The organism is Halalkalibacter oceani (assembly GCF_040544555.1).
GTDB classification, from domain to species: domain Bacteria; phylum Bacillota; class Bacilli; order Bacillales; family Bacillaceae_D; genus Halalkalibacter; species Halalkalibacter oceani.
Window position 1 is genome coordinate 62343 of record NZ_JBEPKD010000006.1, and the last position, 23210, is coordinate 85552.

A 23210-nucleotide genomic window follows, 5' to 3' on the forward strand; every position below is an offset into this window, starting at 1 on the left:
GCCTCATCAAAAGGAAGGTCGAAAGGAAGCGACTTCAAGCACAGAGCCGCTTCAGCCGTCTACTGCAGCTTTCTCCAAATATGCAAATGCGGCGCCTCGCGGTAAATGGCAGACAGGTCAGCTGGCGTATCCTTTCCAACCCATACCCCGGTCGTATACGTGTCGGTCAAACCGACAAACCACAGGTCATAAAAGTCATTGGTCGTCCCTGTTTTGCCCCCGGCGTAACCGCCCTCAATCCGAGCCCGTTGTCCGGTGCCGCTCTCAAGCACGGCAGCGAGCAGCCTTCGCATTTGTTCGTTGGTTGACTCTCTCCATAGTTGTGTCTCCGTCTGCTCCCAGCTATATAGCACCTTGCCTTCCTTATTGGTCACCTGACGTATTCCGTAGGAGGGGGTAAAAGCGCCTCCTGTTGCGAACGTTGTATAGGCAGAGGTCAGCTCAAGCGGGGAAACCCCGTAGGTGAAGCCTCCTAAAGCAGCCGGAAGCCGGTAATCTTCAGGAGCAATCTTTGTGAAAGGCAGTTGCTCCAAATAAGAAAAGGCTGTTTCGACCCCAACCCGATCCATAATCCGGATAGCAGGTGTATTAAAGGAATGCTTAAAGGCCGTTTCAAGCGAAACCATCCCATATTGCCCCCCGCCGAAGTTTCGCGGACAATAATCGCCGCGACAGACATCGTTGGCGTTTATCGTGCTCTGCAACGGAATATCATATTCATTTAAATAAGGTGCATAGACAAGCAGCGGCTTGATTGCCGAGCCTGGCTGACGAAAGCTTTGAAAGGCGCGGTGGAAATTAAACTTTTTATAATCCTTCCCGCCGGTAAGCGCGACAATCTCATGCTTCGTGTGATCGATCATGACGACGGCGCTTTCAATATCGGAGCGGGGCAGCTCCTGCTGAACGGTTTGGACAGCCTGTTCCTGTTTTAGCGGATCGAGCGCTGTTTCAATTCGAACCCCCTGCTCAAGCACCTCCTGGACCTTTTCCTCCAGCTCAAACCTGATTTGTTCCTGCGCTTCCTCGGAAGCAGCCTGGCGCAGCCGCTGCTCATAGCCGTCGCTCGCTGAAATAAGCCTGGTCAGTTCGTGATGGATATAGGTGACGTAATCAGGATAACGATCGACACGCTGGCGCACCTGCAGCTTGATTTCTTCGGCAAGAGCGTCCTCATATTGTTCGGTTGAAATATAGCCTGCTTCGAGCATTTTCTGCAAGATCCATTCCTGTCTGAGCTTTGTCTGTTCACTTCGGGTCAGTGGGTCATAATGCGTCGGATTGTTCGGTACGGCGCTCAAAAAAGCGACCTCGGCGAGGGAGAGCTCGCGGCTTGGCTTACTGAAATAAAACGTGGAAGCCGCCTCAATCCCGTAGACGCCGTTGTGGAAATAAACCGTATTCAGGTAAAGCTCGATGATCTCTTCCTTCGTATAGCGTTTCTCCAGCTCACGTGCATAGAGAATTTCGCTCATTTTGCGATTATAGGTTTGATCATGTGACAAAAAAAGATTACGGGCCAGCTGTTGGGTCACGGTGCTTGCTCCTTCTTCGATCCCCTGCTGTCTGGCATTGGATACAATCGCGCGGGCAATCGCGATGGAGTCATACCCGTTATGCTCAAAGAAACGCTGATCCTCAGTGGCGATAAAGGCTTGTACGATTAAGGAAGGGATTTCCTCATACGTAAGGTATATTCGATTTTCATCGCGGTAAATATCCGAAATCAATTCCCCGTTACGGTCATACATTGCGCTGTTGGAGGAGAGCGTAACGTCTTCTATATTAATGTGCTGCTCAAGCGCACTGGAAAGAGATTGAACTTCTTCGACCTCTGCGGTGACTTCGGCCAGGAAAAAGATAAAGATGAACAGAAATCCGGTCGTCATCATCCAGCCTGTAGCATGTTTTAGCATATCCTCACACTCACTTCATCGTTCTCGCTCTCATTGTACACCAAATCAGGAGAAACAGTGGGAAAAATCTTCCGGCTGAGGCAACCGTTCCGTTCGGGTCAAGAGGCCTGGCAGGAGTGAAATGGAATTGAGATGCATGTTCGCCTTAGTTGGCGCATAAAGTGTAGTAATCTCGCTCTTGAACACGAGGATGGAGGTATTCGCCACATGAGTATTTTAAAAAAGATTGAGGACTTTAGAGAAGAAGAAGAACGTTTGAAATGGGAAGGAACCTTTGCTGATTATTTAGATCTTCTAAAAGAGAAGCCATGGATTGCCCAAACCGCTCACTCCCGTGTTTATCATATGATTAAGGATGCTGGTGTCGAGGAGGAAAATGGCAGAAAGAAATATGCCTTCTTTAGTGAACAGCTTTACGGAGTAGAGGAGTCGATTGAGAAGCTGGTTGAGGAATATTTCCATTCCGCGGCAAAGCGTCTCGATGTCCGAAAACGTATTTTGCTGCTGATGGGCCCGGTCAGTGGGGGGAAGTCAACGCTCGTCACGATGCTCAAGCGCGGGCTTGAACAATATTCCAAGACGGAGAGAGGCGCCGTTTACGCAATCAAAGGCTGTCCGATGCATGAGGATCCCCTCCATCTGATTCCGAATCATCTTCGCCAGGATTTCTATGAAGAATACGGGGTTAAAATTGAAGGAAATCTGTCACCGCTGAACATGATGAGGCTGGAAGAAGAGTATGGCGGCCGGATTGAGGATGTGCTCGTCGAGCGGATTTTCTTTTCGGAAGATAAGCGAACCGGGATCGGGACGTTCAGCCCGTCCGATCCGAAATCGCAGGACATTGCTGATTTAACCGGGAGTATTGACTTTTCCACAATCGCGGAATACGGCTCTGAGTCTGACCCGCGAGCGTATCGTTTTGACGGCGAGCTGAACAAAGCGAACCGGGGGATGATGGAATTTCAGGAGATGCTCAAATGTGATGAGAAATTCCTTTGGCATTTGCTTTCGCTTACACAGGAGGGAAATTTTAAGGCGGGACGCTTCGCCTTGATCAGTGCCGATGAGTTGATTGTCGCTCATACGAATGAGTCGGAGTATCGCTCCTTTATTTCAAACAAAAAAAATGAAGCGCTCCATTCACGCATTATCGTCATGAAAATTCCTTACAATTTAAAGGTTAGCGAAGAAGAGAAAATTTACAAGAAAATGATAGCCGAAAGTGATCTGTCTCACGTCCATATCGCTCCGCACGCCTTAAAAGTAGCGGCGATCTTCACGATATTGACCCGGCTGCAGGAGCCAAAAAAGCAGGGCGTCGATCTGCTGAAGAAGATGCGTCTTTATGACGGAGAAAGTGTGGAAGGCTATAATTCGCAGGACCTGGAGGAGTTAAAGCAGGAATATCCGGATGAAGGAATGAGCGGAATCGATCCGCGCTACGTCATTAACCGGATCTCATCGGCGATCGTGCGCAAGCAGCTCACGTCGATTAACGCACTTGATGTTCTGCGTTCGATTAAAGAGGGACTGAACCAGCATGCGTCGATTTCCAAGGAAGATCGTGAACGCTATTTGGACTTTATCTCAATCGCGCGCAAGGAATATGATACAATCGCTAAAAAAGAAGTGCAGAAGGCCTTTGTTTATTCGTATGATGAATCGGCGAAAACGCTGATGGATAACTATTTAGACAACGTAGAAGCCTATTGCAATAAAAATAAGCTACGTGATCCATTAACCGGCGAGGAAATGACACCTGATGAAAAACTGATGCGCTCGATCGAGGAGCAAATCGGCATTTCAGAAAACGCGAAGAAGGCGTTCCGTGAAGAAATCTTAATTCGAATTTCCGCCTACGCCCGCAAAGGGAAACGATTTGATTACAACTCGCATGAGCGTCTGCGCGAAGCGATTCAGAAAAAGCTGTTTGCCGACCTGAAAGACATCGTCAAAATTACAACATCAACAAAAACACCGGACGAATCCCAGCTTAAAAAGATTAATGAAGTCATTGCCCGTCTTATTGACGAACACGGCTATAATTCCGTCTCGGCCAATGAACTGCTCCGCTATGTAGGCAGCCTGTTAAATCGGTAAAACAAGCAAGGCTTCTCCCGCCGGTACATTCTCTGGCAGGAGGAGCCTTTTTTAAAAGGAAAGGCAGCGGCCACGCGTGTAGCATGCCTCACCCTTATGGAGAGCAAAGACCTTGAAACGACCCTGCACACTGCTTTGAGCACAGACAAAAGGGAAAGCTAACTTTTGTTTATGCCTCTGGGACTTGAGCTTGTCCGAAAACAGTGTTAAGTTAATAAGAAAAAAGGTCGGAGGAGCTACCGTGGAGACGAAGAAAAATGAGTGGCTTGAGTGGACAAAAGCAATTATGATTGCTGTCATTCTTGCCGTAATCGTGCGGACTTTTTTGTTTACGAGTTATGAAGTACAAGGTGAATCGATGATGCCAAATGTCTATGACGGAGAGCGGTTTATTATTAATAAAATCGGCTACGGTTTTACAGAACCGTCCCGCTTTGATCTGATTGTCTTCCATGCGACAGAATCAGAGGACTATATTAAACGCGTCATTGGCTTGCCGGGGGATACAGTAGCGGTGAAAGAAGATGTGCTCTATATTAATAATCAACCGGTAGAAGAACCATTTCTTGAACAGAAAAAGCAGGAATATGAGTTTGGCTTTTACACAAATGACTTCGCTTTCCCTGAGGAAATTCCTCCAGGTCATGTTTTTGTTCTTGGCGACAATCGGCCTAACAGCCTTGACAGCCGCCGTATCGGACCGGTTCCGATTGACCAGATTGTCGGCAAGGTTGACTTGCGTTTCTGGCCTTTGACGGAAGCTGGTGTCGTGGAATAATATCCACCCAGCCTCTCTAAGCAATGAGCGGAACCGCCACGATCTTTTAAAGCCCGTTGTGAGTGGGTTTCTCACAACGGGCTTGTGGCGTGTGAAGCCATTGCCAGTAGGTCCAAAGCTAGTTTTGTCTCAAGCTCTTTTTTATCTTTTAGCTAAAGGAGAGATGGTGAGTTCTCCATGCTTGTCCGCTTATTTTCCCTCTATTTGTCAGAATTTATTAGCAACTCTCTGACCTGTCTGCATAGGATAGAGTAAGTCATTTTAGATATGGCTCGAGACCATTATATTCAACCGGCTCAAAAGAGTGAATCATTTATAACATGGTCAGTTGCATGATCATTCTTTTTATAGGGATGTGACGGAAAAAGCAAGAAAAGAGGAGGGAAAGTACATGACAAGCAAGGACCAGCGCCAATTTGTTGTGTCACAAGAAAACTGGAGTCTGCATCGAAAGGGATATCAGGACCAGCGCCGCCACCAGGAAAAGGTCCAGGAAGCGATTAAGAAAAACCTGCCCGACCTTGTCAGTGAGGAGAGCATCGTCATGTCAAACGGACGTGACGTCATTCGTATTCCAATTCGTTCCCTCGATGAATACAAAATCCGCTATAACTATGATAAAAATAAACATGTTGGTCAGGGAGAAGGAGAAAGCAAGGTTGGAGATGTCGTCGCCCGCGATCCGAATGCGAAGCAGCAAGGTCCAGGCAAAGGTCAAGGAGCCGGCGACCAGGCGGGTGAGGATTATTTTGAAGCTGAAGTATCGATTATGGAGCTCGAAGAAATCCTCTTCCGTCAGCTCGAACTGCCAAACTTGCAAAAGAAGGAAGAAGACGAAATCGTGATTGAGGATATTTCGTTTAATGATATCCGCAAAAAAGGGCTGATGGGCAACATCGACAAGCGCCGGACGATTTTATCGGCGATTAAACGAAATGCGCTGGAAGGACGCCCCGGCCTTATTCCGATTCAAAATGATGATCTTCGCTTTAAGACATGGAATGAAATCATCCGCCCCGAATCAAAGGCTGTCGTGCTGGCGATGATGGATACGAGCGGCTCGATGGGACGCTGGGAAAAGTATATGGCTCGCAGCTTCTTTTTCTGGATGACACGCTTCTTACGGACGAAGTACGAAACCGTCGACATTGAATTCATTGCCCATCATACTGAAGCGAAAGTCGTCTCAGAGGAAGATTTCTTCTCAAAAGGAGAAAGCGGCGGGACGATTTGCTCCTCGGCCTACCGCAAAGCGCTCGAACGAATCGAAGCCGAATATGACCCGGCACGCTACAACATCTACCCGTTTCACTTCTCCGACGGCGACAACCTGACCTCCGACAACGCCCGCTGTCTGAAGCTCGTTGAAAAGCTGATGGAAGTATCAAGCATGTTTGGCTACGGCGAGGTCAATCAGTACAGCCGCCATTCAACCCTTATGAGCGCCTACAAAAACATCGACGACCCGCGCTTCCGCTACCACATCCTCAAGGAAAAAGGCGATGTGTACCACGCGATGAAGACATTTTTCAAGAAAGAAGAGGAAGGCGTGGCTGTCAGGTAACGTCTAACCAAATGAACGCAAGCAGGGAGAGGGTATCTTCCTGCTTGTCTGTTTTTAGAAAGCAGGAAATAGATGGGGATTAGCGCCTGCTTTCGTCGTTTTTTTATTGCTGATTACACTTTCATTATTGTCATGATATGATAATTTACGTGATACTAGCTGGAAGAGGAAGGTGCTGCGGGCATGGGGCAAATGAAAATGAAGAAACTTCTATGGGGGCTTGTTATAGTGGTCTCCGTTTTGTTTATAGGAAATCAGGAAAGTTTCACACCTTTCCATAAAGCGATTTCTTTTATTGAAGTGGAGAAAGAAGAAGCAAATCAGGATGTGGCATCGTTTATCCAGACGGTTCAAGAGAAAAATGGCGCCCATTTGTATTTTGACCGACAGAATGCGATTTATGTTTATTTAAACGAAGCAGCAGTAGAGGTCGGTGTACAGCCTGTTTCTTATACCGACTTTTCTGTTGAAGAGGATGGAGATACGTTGAATGTGTTATATCGTACGGAAGGAGCGGCGCTTGATTCAGACAAGCCGGTCAAGTTTCAGCGGCTATATAAAATTCAATTGAACAAAGCGTATGAAAACGTAATAGGATTTAGAAATGGTGAGGAAGAGCCATTTGCCGTAGTATCAGGGAATTAGTACGCCGATGCTCGTCATTTTGTTCCTTAAAAAGGAGATGTCATTTTGTGAGCACCTTTCATATACACCCCTTCAATATACTCCTTTTTCTCATAAGTGCAGCTTTGTTTTTAGAATTGACAGGATTGAAGGATCTCCCTTTTTTAACGCGAAAAAGATCATCATTAGAAGCTTACTGACGGTGATCCTAAATGTACTACTCCTGCTCATTTTGTTGTTTATTATCGGCAGCGCAAGTTTGCTTGGGTAACATGTCGTATGCTCATTTCTGAATGAGCGTCCGCTTTAAATAATCACTCATCATATCTGTTACGTGCCGGCGCATGGCGTCAGGGGTGTAACGGACCTCACTGCGGTATCCCCGCCATACGACAAGGTAGCTTTGTTCTTCTTTGTATATGGTAAGACCGCTTCTTCTCGCTTCTCTTCGTAGATTTCTCAGGTCAAGCGTAATTTTTGCAATCGCAGCATCGATCATTTGCATGTACGGGAAAGGGATTTTAAGTCTGGCCTGCTCAATCTTTTGTCGATCTCGCTCAAGAACGGTGCGGGTCAGCGGCAAAAAGATGAACTGGTGGACAAGCTGCTGAATCTGCTCTTCATGGAGGATACTCATCTAATCACCCTTTCTTTTTTTAAAGTTCAAATTTAGTAGGTTGTTCGAGAAAGGAAGTCGGCTTCGCACGCCGCTTCTAACAAGACCGCACAGCGGTTTTGTTATTTATTATATGCGAATATACGTTCGTTATACTAGCGGAAAAATGAACCAGTTGGCGCAGAAAGGTAAAGAAGTTTTATCGTTTGTGAGAAATTTATTTTTGTGAATAAGAAAAATCTAATTTTATTATAAGATTTAAAAATATTTTAATTATTCTGTGTAAGATTTGGTTACGAGATGATTGAAAGGAAGTTAGTTCTCGCCTAACATAAATGTCAAGAAACAAGAAAATTCTTAATTTTGATAAAATTCATTCTCACTTGAGAAAAAACAGTTGATCCATGACATTGCCAAAATCAGTTTCTGAAAGGAGAACGTATGACTGAAAGAAAGCCAAAGCTCGAAATTCAAAATCTGTCCGTAAGGTATCATTCCAAGGAACGAAGCACGCTTGCATTAACAGAGGTCGATTTAACAATTGAGGATGGTCAGTTTGTCGCGGTGGTTGGTCCTAGTGGCTGTGGGAAATCGACGCTTTTAAAAGTTGTATCAGGTTTGATTAAGCCGGCGGAAGGGAGGGCATTGCTTGATGGCGAGGTAATCGAAGGAATTCCGAACGAGGTTGGCATGGTGTTTCAAAACGATGCGCTCCTTCCGTGGAAGAGCGTGCTCGACAATGTCAGGCTGCCGTCTGTTGTGAAAAATAAATCACGCGAGGAGCAGGAAGAGATTGCGAGAAAGTACATTAACATGGTTGGATTAACAGGGTTTGAAGAGTTCTATCCGAAGCAATTGTCCGGGGGGATGAAAAAGCGTGTCGCGCTTGCCCGCGCTTTTGCTTATGATCCATCACTTTATTTGATGGATGAACCATTTGGTCCGCTTGATGCGCAAACGAGGGTGATCATCGGCGAAGAGTTTTTAAGAATGTGGGAGCAGGTTGGCAAAAGTGTATTGTTTATTACTCACGACATTGAAGAAGCGATTGCGCTGTCGGATAAAGTTGTTGTGATGTCAAATCGGCCGGGAAGGATAAGCGCTGAATTTGAGGTTGATATTGAACGGCCCCGACCATTTTATGAAACGCGCTTTGATCCTCGTTTTCAGAGGTTGCAAAAAGAGATTTGGGAAGCGTTAGCTGATTCAAAAAAGGAAGTAGGTGTATAACATGCTGAGCACGGAAGAAAGCAAAGTGAAAATCAGTACGGCCGCAAAGCGTGCGAGTGTTTCGGCGAACAAGCTTCAAGTTAATCGTGAATCGCTGCTTGTCTGGGGCGGAAGAGTAGCTGTCGGGCTGATCGTTCTGCTTATTTGGGAATTGACGTCGGGAACATTATTTAATGATTTTTGGATTAGTAAGCCGTCCGCGATCATTGAGCGGATCGTCACGTTGTCAATTTCTGGTGATTTGTGGTTTCATGTCGGTTTTACGTTGCAGCAGGCGTTGATCGGTTTAATTATCGGGATGGTTTTAGGGACGCTTCTTGGAATTGCGCTTGCTTCAAGCAACTGGATGGATAAATTGTTATATCCATACATGATGGCGCTGTATAGCTTGCCGCGTGTCGCGTTAGCCCCTTTATTCGTTGTCTGGTTTGGCATCGGGATGTCATCGAAAATCATCATGGTCATTGCAATGGTGATCTTCGTCGCCTTTTACAACGCTTATGAAGGAGTGAAAAACATTGATAAAGACCTGCTCGATATGATGAAAACCCATAAAGCGAAAAAGCGTGAAGTGTTCACATGGGTCATTTTGCCGTCGATTACGGTCTGGCTGTTAACAAGCTTACGGTTAAATATCGGCATGGCGCTCATCGGCGCGGTGATTGCCGAATTAATCGGCTCCAACCGCGGGCTTGGTTACTATATTACTTACTCTTCGGGTCTGCTTGATATTACAGGGGTGTTTACAGGGCTTGTCTTGATTATGATTCTTGCTGTGATCTTGGAGCAGCTCATTGTTCAATCTGAAAAAAGATTGTTGAAGTATCGATAATATGAAGCTGGAGGGAAAATCGATGAAAGTAAAAAGCTCTGTGTTGCTCATAACGATTGGCTTCCTAGTAATGCTAGCAGCGTGCAGTGGCGGAAATGAAGCGGGACAAAGCGCTCCTGAGCCAAATGATCAGCCTGCGGAACAGCAAGGGGCAGCGGAAGAAAATGACGAAGCCGCAACGGAACCGCTTGGAACGATGAAGGTTGGTCTCGTATGTGGGGGGATGACGCCGCTTTTAGCGCAAATCGGGATCAACGACGGGTCGTTTGCGGCAGAAGGGCTGGAAGTGGAAGAGATATGTTTTAGCTCCGGTGCTGATGCGGTCCAAGCTTTAGTCGGCGGCAGTATTGATGCCAACTTAGGCTCCTATGAACATGTGCTGCGATTTGCCGATAATGAACTCGATGTCAAAACCTATGGTCAGCTTTACAACGGTGCCAGTTATTCTCTAGTTGTAAAAGAGGATGCCCCGTTTCAGGACATTAGTGAACTGGCGGGCGAAACGATAGCGGTCACAAGAGCCGGCAGTCTTTCTGATACGGCGCTGCGAAAAGGCTTTGAAGGCACAGATATTGATCCTGACCGCGACGTCGAAATTATCGGCAGCGGCAGCGGGGCAACGATGCTCGCAGCGATTGAAAATAATCAGGTTGCCGGCGGAATGGTGTCAGAGCCTACGGTTTCACAAATGGTGGCGACAGGCGATTACCGTGTTTTATATGATCCTGATTTTGATTATGCGGGAATCGTCGTGATGTCGATGGCTGACTGGGTCGATGAGCACAGTCGGGAGATGGAGACATTTTTGAAAGTGATGCTCGACATTTACGAGCGTTCCGTAGAGGACCCGGCCTCAGTCGTCGAGGTCATGCAAGGAAACTTTCCTGAAGTGCCGCCGGATGTGCTGCAAATGGCGATTGAAGCCCAGCTTTCAAAAGTGCCTGATGGGTTGAGAGTTACCGAGGCTGGGGCGGAAAATGTCGTTGAAACGGCGATCGAGCTTGGCGTTATTGAACAGCCTGTCTCGTATGAAGAAGCGGTTGATTTATCATATTTGCCATAGGAGGCCAGCATGGGAAAAGACTTAAGAAGTTATTTGAAGCAGCTTAATGAAGCATACCCGGACAGTGTGAAGGTGGTGGAGCAGGAGGTGAATCCCCGTTTTGATATTACGGGGCATGCCGCTGCTCTCGCCGCAAAAGGAGAGTATCCGGGATTGATTTTTCATAATGTGAAGGGAGCCTCGCTTGCCTGCATGTCAAACTTGCTTACGACCTATGAGCGGATCGCGCTGTTTCTCGATTGTGACGTGCAGGACATTCCGCGGGTATTCGGCGAGAAAATCTTGAATTCCATTCCTCCGACAGCTGTTGAACCAGAGGAGGCGCCTGTGAAAGAAGTGATTCTCACTGGCGAAGAAGCGGACTTAAATCGATTGCCGATCCCCATTCACAATGAGCAGGACGGCGGACCGTACTTATCAGCGGGTGTGATGGTGATTAGAGATCCAGAAAGCGAGAAAATCAACGCCGGTATTTATCGTCATCATATTTACGGGAAGGACGAAATGGGCGTCTGGTTTTTAGGCGCTCATCATGGAGGGCTTATTTACAATAAATACAAAAAGGCGGGCAAGCCGGCGCCTGTTGCGATTGTTTTAGGACACCATCCGGGCTTTTTAATGGGGGCGGTGTCAAGAATCGAAGGAATCGGCGGCGAGTATGAAGCCGCGGGAGCGTTGATCGGTGAATCGCTTCGTTTAGTAAAAGCGGAAACCTCTGATTTAATGGTCCCGGCAGACGCCGAAATTATTATCGAAGGGGAGATCCTTCCTGACAAAGAAGCGCCGGAGGGTCCGTTCGGGGAGTGGCCGGGGCATTATTTAGGCGGCGGCTCCGTTCCTGTCATTCGGGTGACAGGCATCACGCACCGCAAGCATGCGATTTTCCAGGATATTGTCGCCTCGAGCCGTGAGCACTTAGTTGTCGGAGCTGTGCCGCGGTCAGGCAGTATTTATCGTGCAGTCAAATCAGTTGTTCCGAGCTTGAAAACCGTCAATGTTCCTCATTACGCAAGAATGCACTGCTATCTTTCCCTCAACAAGGAACGGGATGCCGATGTGAAAAAAGCCGCTTTTACGGCGTTAAATACAGAACAGGAAAATTTGCGTCATATCGTCGTCGTGGATGAGGATATTAACGTCTTTAATGGAGAGGAGGTCGCCTGGGCGATTGGAACGAGGTTTGACGCTGAACGGGATTTATTGACGATTCCAAAATGGAACGGCCCGGGCGGATTGCTGCCGACAAACTGGGATTATCATCAGGATGGCAGCCATACAGCGAGAATGTCTAGCGCGGTGATCGTTGATGCGACAAAGCCGGCTCCGCCTGTTCCGTATCCGGCGCGGGCCGTTGTGCCAAAAGAACATGTGAAACAAATTCAGACGAACAAGCTGCGTTCATTCAACGACGAGGAAAAAAGCAGATGGTTCTAAGAGCAGTGCGGCGCAAGATAAGCCAGCCTTAAGCTGGGCGAAGCTTAAAGATCGCGCCTCGGAGCAGGGGAGAAAAGGGCAGTTCAAGAGGAACTGGATTCCGTTATGCCTCTATTTTGATGCCCATTTCCATGACAAGAGGAACGAGATTTCGTTCGCAGGCAAAATTCGTGGAGGCAGTCCCTTGTAGCTCGCAATAGCGGAATAGGGTTCCTAATTGTCTGTGGAGAAGGCGCTGGAAGCGGAATGAGGCTTTCTTTTTCATGGCGAAGAAAAAAATAAGCAGGAGGCAGGGGCGTATGAATGTCGTTGATTTGAATTGTGATATGGGTGAAAGCTTTGGCGCGTACAAAATCGGAGCCGATGAAGAGCTGCTTCAGTATGCGACCTCAGTGAATATCGCTTGCGGGTTTCATGCCGGTGACCCGGCAACGATTAGAAAGACAGTCGGCTTCGCTTTAGAACGTGGAGCTGGAATAGGGGCACACCCCGGATTACAAGATTTAATCGGCTTCGGCCGAAGAAATATCGATATTTCGCCGCAGGAAGCGTATGACCTGGTTGTGTACCAAATTGGTGCTCTCTCGGCATTCGTCAAAGCGGAAGGCGGAAATGTTCAGCATGTGAAAGCCCACGGGGTGCTTTATAATATGGCCGCGATAAATAGTGCGTTATCGGAAGCGATTGCTGAAGCAGTGTATAAGGTCGACCCTGAGCTGATTTTGTTCGGACTCGCCAACGGAGAGCTGCTGAAGGCGGGGCGGCGGATCGGACTGCGGACAGCGAGCGAAGTTTTCGCCGATAGAACGTATCAGCAGGATGGGACATTAACGTCAAGGCGGCTTGCCGATGCGATGATTGAGGATGAAGAAGAGGCGGTCCGGCAAGTAATTCGGATGATTAAGGAGAAGAAAGTCCTGTCCCGGCAAGGGGTGGATGTCGGGATTGAAGCGGAAACGATCTGTATTCATGGAGATGGTCCGAATGCCCTCCATTTTGCCAAAAAGATAAGAAATGAATTGGAACAGGCCAACGTTGAAGTGAAGGCCATCGCTCAGATGAAAAAAGAGAGGGGAGAGGCGACAAATGTCTAAAGCGGTTGAAAACTTGCAAACGGATGTGCTAGTGATCGGAGCAGGAGCAGCCGGAATGATGGCGGCACGCGCCGCCGCGGATAAGGGCGCGAATGTCGTTATTGCGGACAAAAGCTTGATTGGCCGTGGCGGGGCGACGATTATTGCCCAGATGACGGTCGCGGTCGCGCTCGGGGAAGCGGACGATGACAGCACAGATCTGCACTTTGAAGACACGATGGCCGGCAGCCGCGGATTAGCCGATCCGGAAATTGTCCGGGCGATTGTCGAACGCGGACCGGAAGTGATCAATGAAGTCGAAACATATGGCGTCAAATGGGCCAAAATCGAAGACGGCAAGCGGTCTCAGGTCGTTTCGCCGGGCCATTCACGGAAGCGCTGCGTCTATGTCGATATTCTAAAGACGGGTGAATCAACGGCCAATGGCTTAAAGCGTTCGATCTGGCGTGATGAGAAGGTGACGCGTTTAAAAAACGTTATGATTACCCGCCTTGTCAAGCACGAAGGACAAATTGCCGGAGCGCTTGGTTTTTCAATGGAAACGATGCAGCCAATCAGCATTTCAGCTTCGCAGACGATTTTGGCGACAGGCGGACTGACCGAGGTGTTTGAACGCAATAGCGCCTCCTCCAATATGACGGGTGACGGTCATATTTTAGCGGCGGAGGCAGGCTGTGAGCTCCGCGATATGGAAATGGTGCAGTTTTTCCCGATTGCCCATCTGTATCCGCCGCTTGTCGGGATTGATCCGATTATGTGGGACCCGTTCCGCTATAAGCTTGGCGGGCGGTTATTAAATGGCAATGAAGAAGAGTTCATGGAACGATATGCTGGAGAAGTCGCCGGTAAATATACCGCAACGAGAGATTTAACGAGCTATGCGATTTTTAAGGAAGTCGAAGCGGGACGAGGCTCCAAGCATGGCGGGGCGTATCTCGATTTCCGCATGGTGCCGGAGGAAAAGCTGAAAGAAGGCTTCGGCCCGGTGATCGATATTTTAAAATCACAGGGAGTCGATTTGACGAAGGATTTAGTCGAGGTCGCGCCGATGGCCCATTTTATGCTCGGCGGTGTACGGGTTGACACTTCCATGAAGACGACTGTCGAGGGGCTGTATGCGTGTGGAGAGCTTATTTACGGCATGCACGGGGCCAACCGGTTATCAGGCAACGCGATAACGGAAGCGCTCGTGACGGGAAAAATCGCCGGAGAGCAGGCGGCCGATCGGCTTGTGGCCCGGGCTGATGATATCGTAGCTGAGGAGCTTGAACGGGAATGGGAGAGGCTGCAGCAGTTTTGGCATCCGCGCGAGGTGGAGCAGGACGAAAAGTCAATGCTGGCGTTAAGGCGCGATATACAAAGAACGTTATGGAAAGGCTCAGGGCCGCTGCGGCTTGAGGAAGAGCTGGTGCAGGCGCTGAAGGAGATCAAAGCGATTCGGACGGAAATTGAAAGGACAGCGCTGCAGCCCCAGGAAGACTATGCACTTTCTCTCGTTGAAAAAATCGAAGCCTACCATATGACATTGTTAGGTGAAGCGATTATTACAGGGGCGATTGAGAGGAAGGAGTCGCGAGGAGCCCATGTGCGGCTCGATTATCCGGAACAGCTTGACGAGGCTTACAGCAGCCGCTTTTTCCTAGAGGAAGAGAAGGAATGGAAGCTGGACAGACTCGTGCTGGAAGCAAAAGTAGGAAAGGGGTCATAACGATGGCAGAATTCAGCTTACAAATTGTCCGTGGTCAGCAAGGAAGCGAAAGGGCAGTTGAAAAACATACTGTTCCATTCGTCGAAGGAATGAGCTTGCTTGATGCGATTTTTTGGATCAGGGAACATAAAGATCCGTCGATCGCCGTTCGCTATTCCTGCCGCTCGGCAAACGCGTGCAAGGAATGCATGGCCGTCGTCAATGAGAAGCCCGGCTATTTATGCAGCTTGCGCGCAGAAGAGAATGCCGAGTTTAGCATTGAGCCTTTAGCAGCAAGGCCATGGCTGAAAGATTTGGTTACGTCGATTGAATAGAGGTGAAGCGTAAATGAGTTGGCACAGCCCCTCTACCTTAGAAGAAGCTTTGAATCTGCTTGAGGAGGAGCAAGCGCAAATTGTTTGCGGGGGAACGGATTTATTTGTCAATTTTCAAGCGAAACAGGAGCTGCGAAATCGGTCATGGCTCAATATTCAACATCTGCCAGAGCTACGGCAGATCAGGCGAGTGGAAGGCGGGATTGAAATCGGAGCGGCGGTGACAGCTTCCGAGATATGGCAAAGTACGCTGCTGGAAGAATTGCCCGCCCTTCAGGAGGCGAGCCGTGTCATCGGCGGCTGGCAAATCCAAAACCGGGCATCGATCGGCGGCAATCTCGCGAATGCGTCCCCGGCCGCTGATCTGATTATCCCTTTAGTCGCCTATGAAGCGACCGTGACGCTGAAAAGCAAAGAGCGGACGCGCATCGTTCCACTTGTTGATTTTGTAACGGCACCTAAGAAAACAACCCTTGAAAAGAATGAAATGATTACAGCTATTTTCATACCTGATAAAGTGAGCGGTCTTCCGCAAACATTTTTACGGCACGATCAGCGCGGTGGAACAGATATTTCGCTCGTTTCCGTTGCGGTCGTGCTGGAAGAAAGCAGCCGGCGGATGAACTGGCTCAATGTCGCTGTCGGTGCCGCGAATGGGAAGCCGGTATTCGCGGCGTTTCATGATGTCGAAAGCAATGAAACCGCCATCGCGCGGCTGGCAGAGCTTGTTGCCGCTCAATGTCAGCCGATCACCGATGTCAGGGCGAGCGCGGCGTATCGTCAGGCGATGGTCAGCGTTTTTATTAAGAAGGCTTTGACGAAGCTTGCCTTCACATGAAAGGAGAGAACGCTAACCGTGAAAGCACAAGTAAGCACAGCGGTGTCAATCAGCAGTCGCACGAATTGGATTGTTTCCGGGGAAGAACAGCTTCCTTCCTTTCAATTCAATCTGAAAAGCACGAATATAGAAGAGATTTTTGAGAAGCAAGTATCGGAAGCGTGCTATGATCTGTCGGAGCTTTCCCTTGCCTCCTATCTCATTGGCCTTGATCGGGGCGATCAGCGGCTGACGGCGATTCCGGTTTTTCTTTCGCGATCCTTCCGCCATAATACGCTCTATGTCCGCGCGGATTCACCGTGGAAGCACCCGTCAGAGCTAAAGCGTCTTCGCATCGGTCTTCCTGAATATCAAATGACCGCGGCCGTTTGGATAAGAGCCTATTTCCGTCATCTGTGGGACGTGAAGACAGAGGAGATTGACTGGGTGACGTTTCGCCCGGAACGGATCCCGATTGACACGCCAGCAACAGCAGCTAAGACGGCGAATATTTTCGATGCTCTCGTCGAGGGGGAGGTCGATGCCATTATGACTGTCAGACGTCCACCGGAGCACTATTTTCCTTTGGATGGGGAGGGAGGGAAGATTCGTCGCCTCTTTCCCGATGCCTGGGAGGAGGAAAAGAGATATTATCGGGAAACGAATGTTTTTCCAATCATGCATCTTGTCTCACTGAAAAAAGAAACGGTGAAAGCCTATCCGGCATTGCCGCAGCAACTGTATCAGCGCTTTCTCGCCCAAAAAAATGAAGTGATGAAAAGCACGTTTGAAACGATCAGCAATCAATCAATTGTGCCGTGGGTCTGGGAATCGGCGGAGCGTTCAGCTGCCTTAATGAAGAACGACCTCTGGCCTTACGGGCTGCAAAAGAACTGGCCGCAAATTGCGCAGTTTATCGAGTTTTTAAAAGAAGACGGCCTGATCTCAAGAACATTTACGAAAGAAGAGATGTTTCACGAGTCTGTCTTAACAACGTAAGAAACAGGAATGTCAGGAGGGCAGCTATGACGAGCGGAGAAACAGTTCAATTGAAACTGAATGGACAGCAGCAGACTTGGCACGGGTCACCAACGAAGCCTTTAGTGGACTATATTCGGGAAGAAGCAGGGTTAACAGGGACGAAAATCGGCTGTAAAACGGGGGAATGTGGAGCTTGCATGGTGTTACTGGACGGCAAGCCTGTTGTCTCTTGTATTTTACCAACAGCGGCTGTGCAGGGGGCGCACGTGGAAACAATTGAAGGAATCAAGCAGCATGACATCTTTCAAAGGCTGACCGATTCAATGATTGTACATGGCGGTGTCCAATGTGGATTTTGCACGCCAGGCATCATGATGACAGTAACCGCTTATGTCAATGCCCCCGCTCCATTCAATGGAAATGTAGCACAGGCGTTGAAAAATAATCTTTGCCGTTGCACAGGCTACCGAGGTATCATCCAGGCTGTTGAAAAGATCGAAAAGGAGGAGAGCGATCGTGAACAGCACGTTTAAATCACCTCATGCTCATGTTCAAAAGCTAACCGGCGAGACGAGATTTGTTGAAGATATCAGCTTACCTGGCCAGCTGGCAGGCGGTATTTTACGAAGCCCGCACGCTCATGCGCGAATCGTCAACATAGACACAACGAAAGCTCTGGAAATAGAAGGCGTGCATGCAGTACTGACGGCGGCCGATGTTCCAAGGCTTGCCTATGGACCGACGAAGTATAAGGACTGGAACATTTTCGCGGAATCGGAGGTACTCTTTATCGGGGATGAAGTCGCGGCTGTCGCAGCTGACTCAAAAGAGCTCGTTCAAGCCGCCCTGCAGATGATTGATGTGCACTATGAAGGGTTGCCGGCCGTTTTCGACGCGGAGGAGGCGCTCTCCCCTGAAAGTCCGCTGCTTCATCCACAGACGGAGCAGAACCGCCCGATGCATTTACAGCTTGAGCGCGGGGATGTGGAGACGGCTAAAAAGGATGCGGAAATCGTCCGCGGCGGCCGGTATGTGATTAACCCGATTTACCAGGGGCATCTCGAGCCGATTGCCGCGCTTGCCAGTTGGTCGGAGGAGGAGGGCATAACGCTGTGGGCCGGTTCCCATATTCCGTATCGGGCCCGTGAAACGTACGCGGCGGCGTTCGGCTTGCCGGAAGACAGAGTCCGGATCATCGTGCCGCCAATCGGAGGGTCATTTGGCGCGAAATATGTGTTGAAAATGCATATTATCGCAGCCGCTTTGAGTATGGAAGCAAAAAGGCCTGTCAAAATGGTATTCGACCGTAAGGAGGATATGATCAGCGCTCATCCGCGCGTGCCATTGAAGATGGATGTTGAAATCGGGGCAACAGCGGATGGTAAATTTGTTTATAAAGATGTGGTCGTCTACGCCAATGCCGGCGCGCGGATTTATTGGAGTCCGAATATTGTCGCCACCGCCTGCACACGTCCTGATGGAATTTACCATTTTAACAATGTCAGAGCTGAAGGGAACCTCTGCTATACAAACAATAGTCCAACGACATGCATGAGAGGCTTCGGAAACGCGGAAATGCTGTTCGCGGTGGAAAGCATCATCGACGAGATCGCCGATAGTCTGAAGATCGATCCGGCTGAGCTGCGGCGGATGAATATTGTCCATCAAAATGAGAGAACAGCTCACGGCTATCAGCTCGACAGCTGCAAGCTTGAAGAATGTATCGACACAGTGAAGAAGATGGCCAATTGGCAAAGACGCGACAGCCTGCCGAAAAATCGCGGTCTCGGTCTGGCCCTCGGCAATCATGTGTCCGGCTTTCGGGGCATTGATCCAAGATTCGACGGCTCGACGGCGGTTCTTCGCTTGAAAGCAACGGGAGACATCGAGGTCGAAACCGGAGAAATTGACCTCGGCCAAGGATTGAGCCAAACCTATGCGAAAATCGCCGCGCGTGAATTGGGAATCAGTGATCAGGCGATCATTGTCAAATCGGGAGACACCGCTCGTCACCCATTTGGAATCGGGACATTGGCATCAAGAAGCACGGTGATGGGAGGCAACGCCGTTCAATTAGCGGCCGCTGAATTCAAGCGAAAGCTGTCTGCCTTTATGAAAGAGCTATACGGGACGGAAGGGAAGTGGGATGAACGGTCTATCGTCGTTGGGGAAACCGCACATTCTTTCAAAGAGATTGCCACGCTTTTTCGAATGAAGAATGCCGGCGAGGAATTGCTCGTTCGCAGCACATATGTCCCAAACACGGAGCTGCCGGACCACACATATTACGGGAATCCGTCGCCTAATTATCCGTTTGCCGCTCATGTGGCGGAGGTTGAGGTGGATCCTGATACAGGCCGAGTAAAGCTGCTTGGGTACTGGGCGGCACATGATTCCGGGACGATCTTGAACGAAGTCGGCGCGATCAGTCAGGTGAACGGGGCTGTCGCTCAGGGAATCGGCTGGGTGACGATGGAGGAATTGAAGCTTGAAGAGGGGCGGGTGATGAATCCGAGCATCATGGATTATCGGATGCCGGGGGCGGCGGATATTCCAGACATACAAGTAAGCTTTATTGAAGGAGAAGACCCGCACGGTCCTTTCGGGGCCAAATCTGTTGGGGAGGTCGCGTTAGACCCTGTGCCGGGGGCGATCGCCAATGCAATTGCCCATGCGATAGGAAAACGCGGGTATTCGCTCCCATTCACACCGGAGAAAGTTTGGACTTTGCTTCATACAGAGGAAAGCAAATAAAGAGGGAGGTTACATATGGCTCATTATACGATTGTCGATCAAGAGACTTGCATCGCCTGCGGTGCCTGTGGCGCGTCCGCTCCTGATATTTATGATTATGACGATGAAGGAATTGCCTATGTCGTGATTGATGAGAATAAAGGAATGAACATCATCGCCGAAGACTTGATTGACGATGTCATCGATGCGCTGGAAGGCTGTCCGACGGAATCCATTAAAGTCGCGGAACAGCCGTTTGATGGAGACCCTTTAAAATATGAATAAGAGGGTCGGGACAAGCTGGTTCCTTATAGCAAGGCTTTCAAAATCAGGCAACGGCTACGCTCATTACGAAAAAGCTGCCGGAAAAGTGAAAACCGTACTTTTTCAGCAGCTTGCTCACAACGGACTTTAAAAAGATCGTGGCGGTTCCGTTCATTGCAGTAGAGGCTGAGATATAACTAGCTTTGGACCTACTGGCAATGGCTTCACACGCCACAAGCCCGTTGTGAGAAACCCACTCACAACGGACTTTAAAAAGATCGTGGCGGTTCCACTCATTGCTTAAAGGCTGTGACAAAAGGTAAAAAAACAACCTTTTGTCACAGCCTCTATGAAATCTGGTATTTTTCTAGTTTGCGGTAGAGGGTGGAGAGGCTGATGTTTAAGTCGTTGGCGACTTTTTCTTTTTCAGAGGTGGAATGAGCGGATTCCAGTAATTGTTGTAGAATCGTTTTTTCGTATTCAGCGACGAGTTCATCGAGGCTTCTTACTTTGTCAGGATGCAGCACTTTCTCTTTCTGAAAAAAGGAGTCCGGCAAGTCTCCGCTTGTAATTACGTCATCTTGAGCAAAATTAACAAGGTATTCGGCGACATTTTCCAGCTGTCTAATGTTGCCCGGCCACTGATGGTGCAGCAGCCATTGCTCGACAATAGGCTCTACTTTCATCATTGGTTTGTTCAAACGCTCGCCGTGCTTTTTTAAGAAAAAGGTAAACAATTTCAGGATGTCCTCTTTTCGCTCTTTTAGCGGCGGTAACGTAAAAGGGAGGACATTTATTTGGTAATAAAAATCCTCTCTGAACATCCCTTCCTGGATCATCTGTTCAAGGTTTTTGCTCGTTGCCGCGATGATCCTCACATTAATGGAAAGGGACCTGCTGCCATTTACGCGATAGATGCTTCCCACTTGCAGTGCCCTTTGCAGTTTTGCCTGCAGGGAAAGAGGCAGGTCGCCAATCTCATCAAAGAAGACTGTCCCGTTCGCGGCTTTCTCCAACCATCCCGGCTCGTCATCTCCATAGCCAAAAAGCTCACGTTCCAGCACCTCGGCTGGTACCGCTGAACAGCTGATTGGAATAAAGGAAGCGCTCGCCCGGTTTCCCCCGTAATGGAGAGCTTTCGCCAGCTGTTCCTTCCCTGTGCCGGCCTCACCCTGAATGAGAACGGCTGAAGGGCTGGAAGTGACCCGCTCGGCCCTTTTCACGATATCTTTTAATGAAGTGTCGTACCCGATGATGTCTTGAAAGATGATCGCGTTTTGAACCGGTTCAGCGGGAGGCAGTGCTTTTGGTGAATCCGCAGTCTCGAACAGGGCGATTTTATTTTCAATAAATTGGTGGGTCTGTTTGAGCAAATCCCACAACGTCGATAAGTTCTCGACGACTTTTTCTTTTTGCTGCGGGGAAAAAGCGATAATTCCGATGACGCCGATTGGACGGTTATCGAGAATGATCGGGTACCCCATCGTCGAAAGCTCCCGGCAATGTCGATTAAAGACACAGTTTCGGCAGTTTTCTTCTTCGTTTTGAATATCTAAAATAAACCGGGGGATCCCTGTTTCCAGCACGTTTTGAAAAAGGGAACCTTCCGGGGCGATGCTGCCAATCTGCTCTTTGTAAGAGCCAGTGCCGGCAATTCTGACTAATTTGTCGTTGACAACGGTAAATTCTAAGTCGATTAGTTCAGCGAGAACATCTAAAAAACGTTGCAGCTCTTGTTCAATGGCCGTTAAATAAGAAGCATGATTCATCGTATTCCCCCCTAAAATGCACGGTTAGGTCATGTAGTGATATTCTGAGAGAGCTGGGCCAACGCTTGTTCTAAATCAGCGATAATATCCTGAGCTTCTTCCAAGCCGAGAGAAAGCCGGATTAATCCATCGGTAATGCCGAACTTCTCCCGTTCGAATGCCGGAACGGATGAATGAGTCATCGTCGCCGGGTGCTGTACCAATGTTTCGGGATCTCCTAAGCTGAAGGAGATCATCGCTAATTTTAAAGCATTGATAAATTGCTTACTGGCCTGATAACCGCCTTTCACTTCAAAAGAAACAATTCCGCCCATCGCCCTCATTTGTTTTTTTGCTAACGCATGCTGCGGATGAGAGGGCAGGCCGGGATAATAGACTTTTTCAATGCCGGGATGTGTCTCTAAATAGTGAGCAATTGCATGCGCGTTGTCGCAATGGCGATGAACGCGCAGCGCCAATGTTTTCAGGCCGCGCAGGATGAGGAAGGCGTCCCATGAATTTAACACTTGACCGAGATCGCCCATCACATTTTTCCGCATATGATGGATGTCCTGTTTCTTGGCGACGATAAAGCCGGCAAGGACATCGCCATGACCGTTTAAATACTTTGTCGCGCTGTGGACAACGACATTGGCTCCAAGCTCCAGCGGTTTTTGTAAATAAGGGGACATAAAGGTGTTATCAACAATCAAGGGGATGTTATACAAATTAGCAATTTTGGCAATGTCCCTAATGTCTAAGACTGTAAGACAAGGGTTGGAAGGCGTCTCGATATAAATCGCTTTTGTGTTCGGCTGGATCGCCTGTTCAATAGCGTCCATTGATGTACAGTCAACAAAATCATAAGAGATGCCAAAGCGCGGCGCCAGTGTTGTTAAAAATTTATGAGTACCTCCATAGACATCCTTCGTCACAAGCACATGCTCTCCGTGCTTGACGTAAGCAAGAATGGCAATGCTGATCGCGGCCATCCCCGAGCTGACACCGAGAGCGGCTTCACCGTTTTCCAAATAGGCGATTTTATCTTCTAACGTTTTAATCGTCGCATTTCCATATCTGCCATAGTAGATTCCTTCTTTGTTTCCTGTTACGACATCGGCAGCAGTTTCGCAATCAGGAAAAGCGTAAGCAACTGCCGGAACAATTGATTGGGCGATCGCCCCAGTTTTTTCATCAGGCTGTACCATAGCATGAATCAGCTCTGTGTCCATAGACCGATAGTTTGTCATACAAGCCTCCTGCAGATTAAAGATTTATTAAGAACGGGAATTGTTAACGTGGAAATTATCATAATCGGGAATTATTTTCTTTCCTTGTTTTCATTTAATCGTATTTTTTAAAAAATCTCAATATTCTTGTAATGAAATGTA

General features: G+C 48.6%; 21 protein-coding genes. 17 read left to right on the forward strand and 4 right to left on the reverse strand.

The genetic code is table 11. The features are described 5' to 3' along the window. Nucleotides 1-59: 59 nt before the first annotated feature. The gene (locus ABMB67_RS09070) at nt 60-1916 is read right to left on the reverse strand and encodes a transglycosylase domain-containing protein (RefSeq protein ID WP_354571869.1); all 1857 of its coding nucleotides are present in this window, start codon (nt 1914-1916) and stop codon (nt 60-62) included. A 207-nt stretch (nt 1917-2123) separates the two neighbouring features. On the opposite strand from ABMB67_RS09070, the gene ABMB67_RS09075 reads away from it, so the two are divergent. The 4 genes from ABMB67_RS09075 (at nt 2124) to ABMB67_RS09090 (ending at nt 7006) form a co-directional block, all read left to right on the forward strand. Further along, nucleotides 2124-4019 carry a PrkA family serine protein kinase gene (locus ABMB67_RS09075; protein ID WP_354571870.1) on the forward strand — a complete coding sequence of 632 codons (1896 nt, stop codon included), beginning with the start codon at nt 2124-2126 and terminating at the stop codon, nt 4017-4019. Between the two features lie 241 nt (nt 4020-4260). Continuing rightward, entirely contained in the window at nt 4261-4797 is a 537-nt protein-coding gene (gene lepB, locus ABMB67_RS09080) for a signal peptidase I (protein ID WP_349775589.1), read from the forward strand. A 391-nt stretch (nt 4798-5188) separates the two neighbouring features. Then, nucleotides 5189-6361, forward strand: a complete 1173-nt coding sequence (gene yhbH, locus ABMB67_RS09085; RefSeq protein WP_251221409.1) for a sporulation protein YhbH — start codon at nt 5189-5191, stop codon at nt 6359-6361. Nucleotides 6362-6559: 198 nt separating this feature from the next. After that, nucleotides 6560-7006, forward strand: a complete 447-nt coding sequence (locus tag ABMB67_RS09090; protein WP_354571871.1) for a hypothetical protein — start codon at nt 6560-6562, stop codon at nt 7004-7006. Between the two features lie 262 nt (nt 7007-7268). Here ABMB67_RS09090 and ABMB67_RS09095 read toward each other — a convergent pair whose 3' ends face one another. Then, entirely contained in the window at nt 7269-7622 is a 354-nt protein-coding gene (locus ABMB67_RS09095) for a YhjD family protein (RefSeq protein WP_251221411.1), read from the reverse strand. Nucleotides 7623-8042: 420 nt separating this feature from the next. Between ABMB67_RS09095 and ABMB67_RS09100 the strand changes: the two genes are divergently transcribed. From ABMB67_RS09100 to ABMB67_RS09160, 13 genes are all read left to right on the forward strand, one after another. Beyond that, nucleotides 8043-8831: an ABC transporter ATP-binding protein gene (locus ABMB67_RS09100; RefSeq protein ID WP_251221412.1), complete on the forward strand. Its 789-nt coding sequence runs from the start codon at nt 8043-8045 to the stop codon at nt 8829-8831. A 1-nt stretch (nt 8832) separates the two neighbouring features. Beyond that, the gene (locus tag ABMB67_RS09105; protein WP_251221413.1) at nt 8833-9663 is read left to right on the forward strand and encodes an ABC transporter permease; all 831 of its coding nucleotides are present in this window, start codon (nt 8833-8835) and stop codon (nt 9661-9663) included. A 22-nt stretch (nt 9664-9685) separates the two neighbouring features. Then, nucleotides 9686-10726 carry an ABC transporter substrate-binding protein gene (locus tag ABMB67_RS09110; RefSeq protein ID WP_354571872.1) on the forward strand — a complete coding sequence of 347 codons (1041 nt, stop codon included), beginning with the start codon at nt 9686-9688 and terminating at the stop codon, nt 10724-10726. Between the two features lie 9 nt (nt 10727-10735). Continuing rightward, nucleotides 10736-12160, forward strand: coding sequence for a UbiD family decarboxylase (locus tag ABMB67_RS09115; RefSeq protein ID WP_354571873.1), 1425 nt, complete (start codon nt 10736-10738; stop codon nt 12158-12160). A gap of 299 nt (nt 12161-12459) precedes the next feature. Then, nucleotides 12460-13254 (forward strand): LamB/YcsF family protein, encoded by a 795-nt coding sequence (locus tag ABMB67_RS09120; RefSeq protein ID WP_354571874.1) that lies wholly within the window; start codon nt 12460-12462, stop codon nt 13252-13254. Beyond that, nucleotides 13247-14962: an FAD-binding protein gene (locus ABMB67_RS09125; RefSeq protein ID WP_251221417.1), complete on the forward strand. Its 1716-nt coding sequence runs from the start codon at nt 13247-13249 to the stop codon at nt 14960-14962. Before ABMB67_RS09120 ends, ABMB67_RS09125 begins: the two co-directional genes overlap by 8 nt. Nucleotides 14963-14964: 2 nt before the next feature. After that, nucleotides 14965-15276, forward strand: a complete 312-nt coding sequence (locus tag ABMB67_RS09130; protein ID WP_354571875.1) for a 2Fe-2S iron-sulfur cluster-binding protein — start codon at nt 14965-14967, stop codon at nt 15274-15276. A 13-nt stretch (nt 15277-15289) separates the two neighbouring features. Continuing rightward, complete coding sequence (locus ABMB67_RS09135; RefSeq protein WP_354571876.1) at nt 15290-16114, forward strand: FAD binding domain-containing protein; 825 nt, start codon at nt 15290-15292, stop codon at nt 16112-16114. 18 nt (nt 16115-16132) lie between these two features. Next, nucleotides 16133-17092: a substrate-binding domain-containing protein gene (locus tag ABMB67_RS09140; protein WP_354571877.1), complete on the forward strand. Its 960-nt coding sequence runs from the start codon at nt 16133-16135 to the stop codon at nt 17090-17092. 26 nt (nt 17093-17118) lie between these two features. Continuing rightward, nucleotides 17119-17607 (forward strand): (2Fe-2S)-binding protein, encoded by a 489-nt coding sequence (locus ABMB67_RS09145; protein ID WP_354571878.1) that lies wholly within the window; start codon nt 17119-17121, stop codon nt 17605-17607. Further along, the gene (locus ABMB67_RS09150; protein ID WP_354571879.1) at nt 17591-19828 is read left to right on the forward strand and encodes a xanthine dehydrogenase family protein molybdopterin-binding subunit; all 2238 of its coding nucleotides are present in this window, start codon (nt 17591-17593) and stop codon (nt 19826-19828) included. Before ABMB67_RS09145 ends, ABMB67_RS09150 begins: the two co-directional genes overlap by 17 nt. A gap of 15 nt (nt 19829-19843) precedes the next feature. Next, nucleotides 19844-20092 (forward strand): ferredoxin, encoded by a 249-nt coding sequence (locus tag ABMB67_RS09155; protein WP_251221423.1) that lies wholly within the window; start codon nt 19844-19846, stop codon nt 20090-20092. Further along, entirely contained in the window at nt 20085-20222 is a 138-nt protein-coding gene (locus tag ABMB67_RS09160) for a hypothetical protein (protein WP_251221424.1), read from the forward strand. Before ABMB67_RS09155 ends, ABMB67_RS09160 begins: the two co-directional genes overlap by 8 nt. Before the next feature lie 196 nt (nt 20223-20418). On the opposite strand, the gene ABMB67_RS09165 is transcribed toward ABMB67_RS09160, so the two are convergent. Together ABMB67_RS09165 and ABMB67_RS09170 are read right to left on the reverse strand one after the other, a co-directional pair. Further along, nucleotides 20419-21840 (reverse strand): sigma-54 interaction domain-containing protein, encoded by a 1422-nt coding sequence (locus tag ABMB67_RS09165; RefSeq protein ID WP_251221425.1) that lies wholly within the window; start codon nt 21838-21840, stop codon nt 20419-20421. Between the two features lie 29 nt (nt 21841-21869). After that, complete coding sequence (locus ABMB67_RS09170; protein ID WP_354571880.1) at nt 21870-23069, reverse strand: trans-sulfuration enzyme family protein; 1200 nt, start codon at nt 23067-23069, stop codon at nt 21870-21872. Between the last annotated feature and the right edge of the window lie 141 nt (nt 23070-23210).

Excerpts from the sequence above, each read along its gene's own strand:
- ABMB67_RS09070 (WP_354571869.1), bottom strand. The coding sequence starts at position 1,916 with ATGCTAAAACATGCTACAGGCTGGATGATGACGACCGGATTTCTGTTC.
- ABMB67_RS09075 (WP_354571870.1), top strand. The coding sequence starts at position 2,124 with ATGAGTATTTTAAAAAAGATTGAGGACTTTAGAGAAGAAGAAGAACGT.
- yhbH (WP_251221409.1), top strand. The coding sequence starts at position 5,189 with ATGACAAGCAAGGACCAGCGCCAATTTGTTGTGTCACAAGAAAACTGG.
- ABMB67_RS09090 (WP_354571871.1), top strand. The coding sequence starts at position 6,560 with ATGAAGAAACTTCTATGGGGGCTTGTTATAGTGGTCTCCGTTTTGTTT.
- ABMB67_RS09095 (WP_251221411.1), bottom strand. The coding sequence starts at position 7,622 with ATGAGTATCCTCCATGAAGAGCAGATTCAGCAGCTTGTCCACCAGTTC.
- ABMB67_RS09100 (WP_251221412.1), top strand. The coding sequence starts at position 8,043 with ATGACTGAAAGAAAGCCAAAGCTCGAAATTCAAAATCTGTCCGTAAGG.
- ABMB67_RS09105 (WP_251221413.1), top strand. The coding sequence starts at position 8,833 with ATGCTGAGCACGGAAGAAAGCAAAGTGAAAATCAGTACGGCCGCAAAG.
- ABMB67_RS09110 (WP_354571872.1), top strand. The coding sequence starts at position 9,686 with ATGAAAGTAAAAAGCTCTGTGTTGCTCATAACGATTGGCTTCCTAGTA.
- ABMB67_RS09115 (WP_354571873.1), top strand. The coding sequence starts at position 10,736 with ATGGGAAAAGACTTAAGAAGTTATTTGAAGCAGCTTAATGAAGCATAC.
- ABMB67_RS09120 (WP_354571874.1), top strand. The coding sequence starts at position 12,460 with ATGAATGTCGTTGATTTGAATTGTGATATGGGTGAAAGCTTTGGCGCG.
- ABMB67_RS09125 (WP_251221417.1), top strand. The coding sequence starts at position 13,247 with ATGTCTAAAGCGGTTGAAAACTTGCAAACGGATGTGCTAGTGATCGGA.
- ABMB67_RS09130 (WP_354571875.1), top strand. The coding sequence starts at position 14,965 with ATGGCAGAATTCAGCTTACAAATTGTCCGTGGTCAGCAAGGAAGCGAA.
- ABMB67_RS09135 (WP_354571876.1), top strand. The coding sequence starts at position 15,290 with ATGAGTTGGCACAGCCCCTCTACCTTAGAAGAAGCTTTGAATCTGCTT.
- ABMB67_RS09145 (WP_354571878.1), top strand. The coding sequence starts at position 17,119 with ATGACGAGCGGAGAAACAGTTCAATTGAAACTGAATGGACAGCAGCAG.
- ABMB67_RS09155 (WP_251221423.1), top strand. The coding sequence starts at position 19,844 with ATGGCTCATTATACGATTGTCGATCAAGAGACTTGCATCGCCTGCGGT.
- ABMB67_RS09160 (WP_251221424.1), top strand. The coding sequence starts at position 20,085 with ATGAATAAGAGGGTCGGGACAAGCTGGTTCCTTATAGCAAGGCTTTCA.
- ABMB67_RS09165 (WP_251221425.1), bottom strand. The coding sequence starts at position 21,840 with ATGAATCATGCTTCTTATTTAACGGCCATTGAACAAGAGCTGCAACGT.
- ABMB67_RS09170 (WP_354571880.1), bottom strand. The coding sequence starts at position 23,069 with ATGACAAACTATCGGTCTATGGACACAGAGCTGATTCATGCTATGGTA.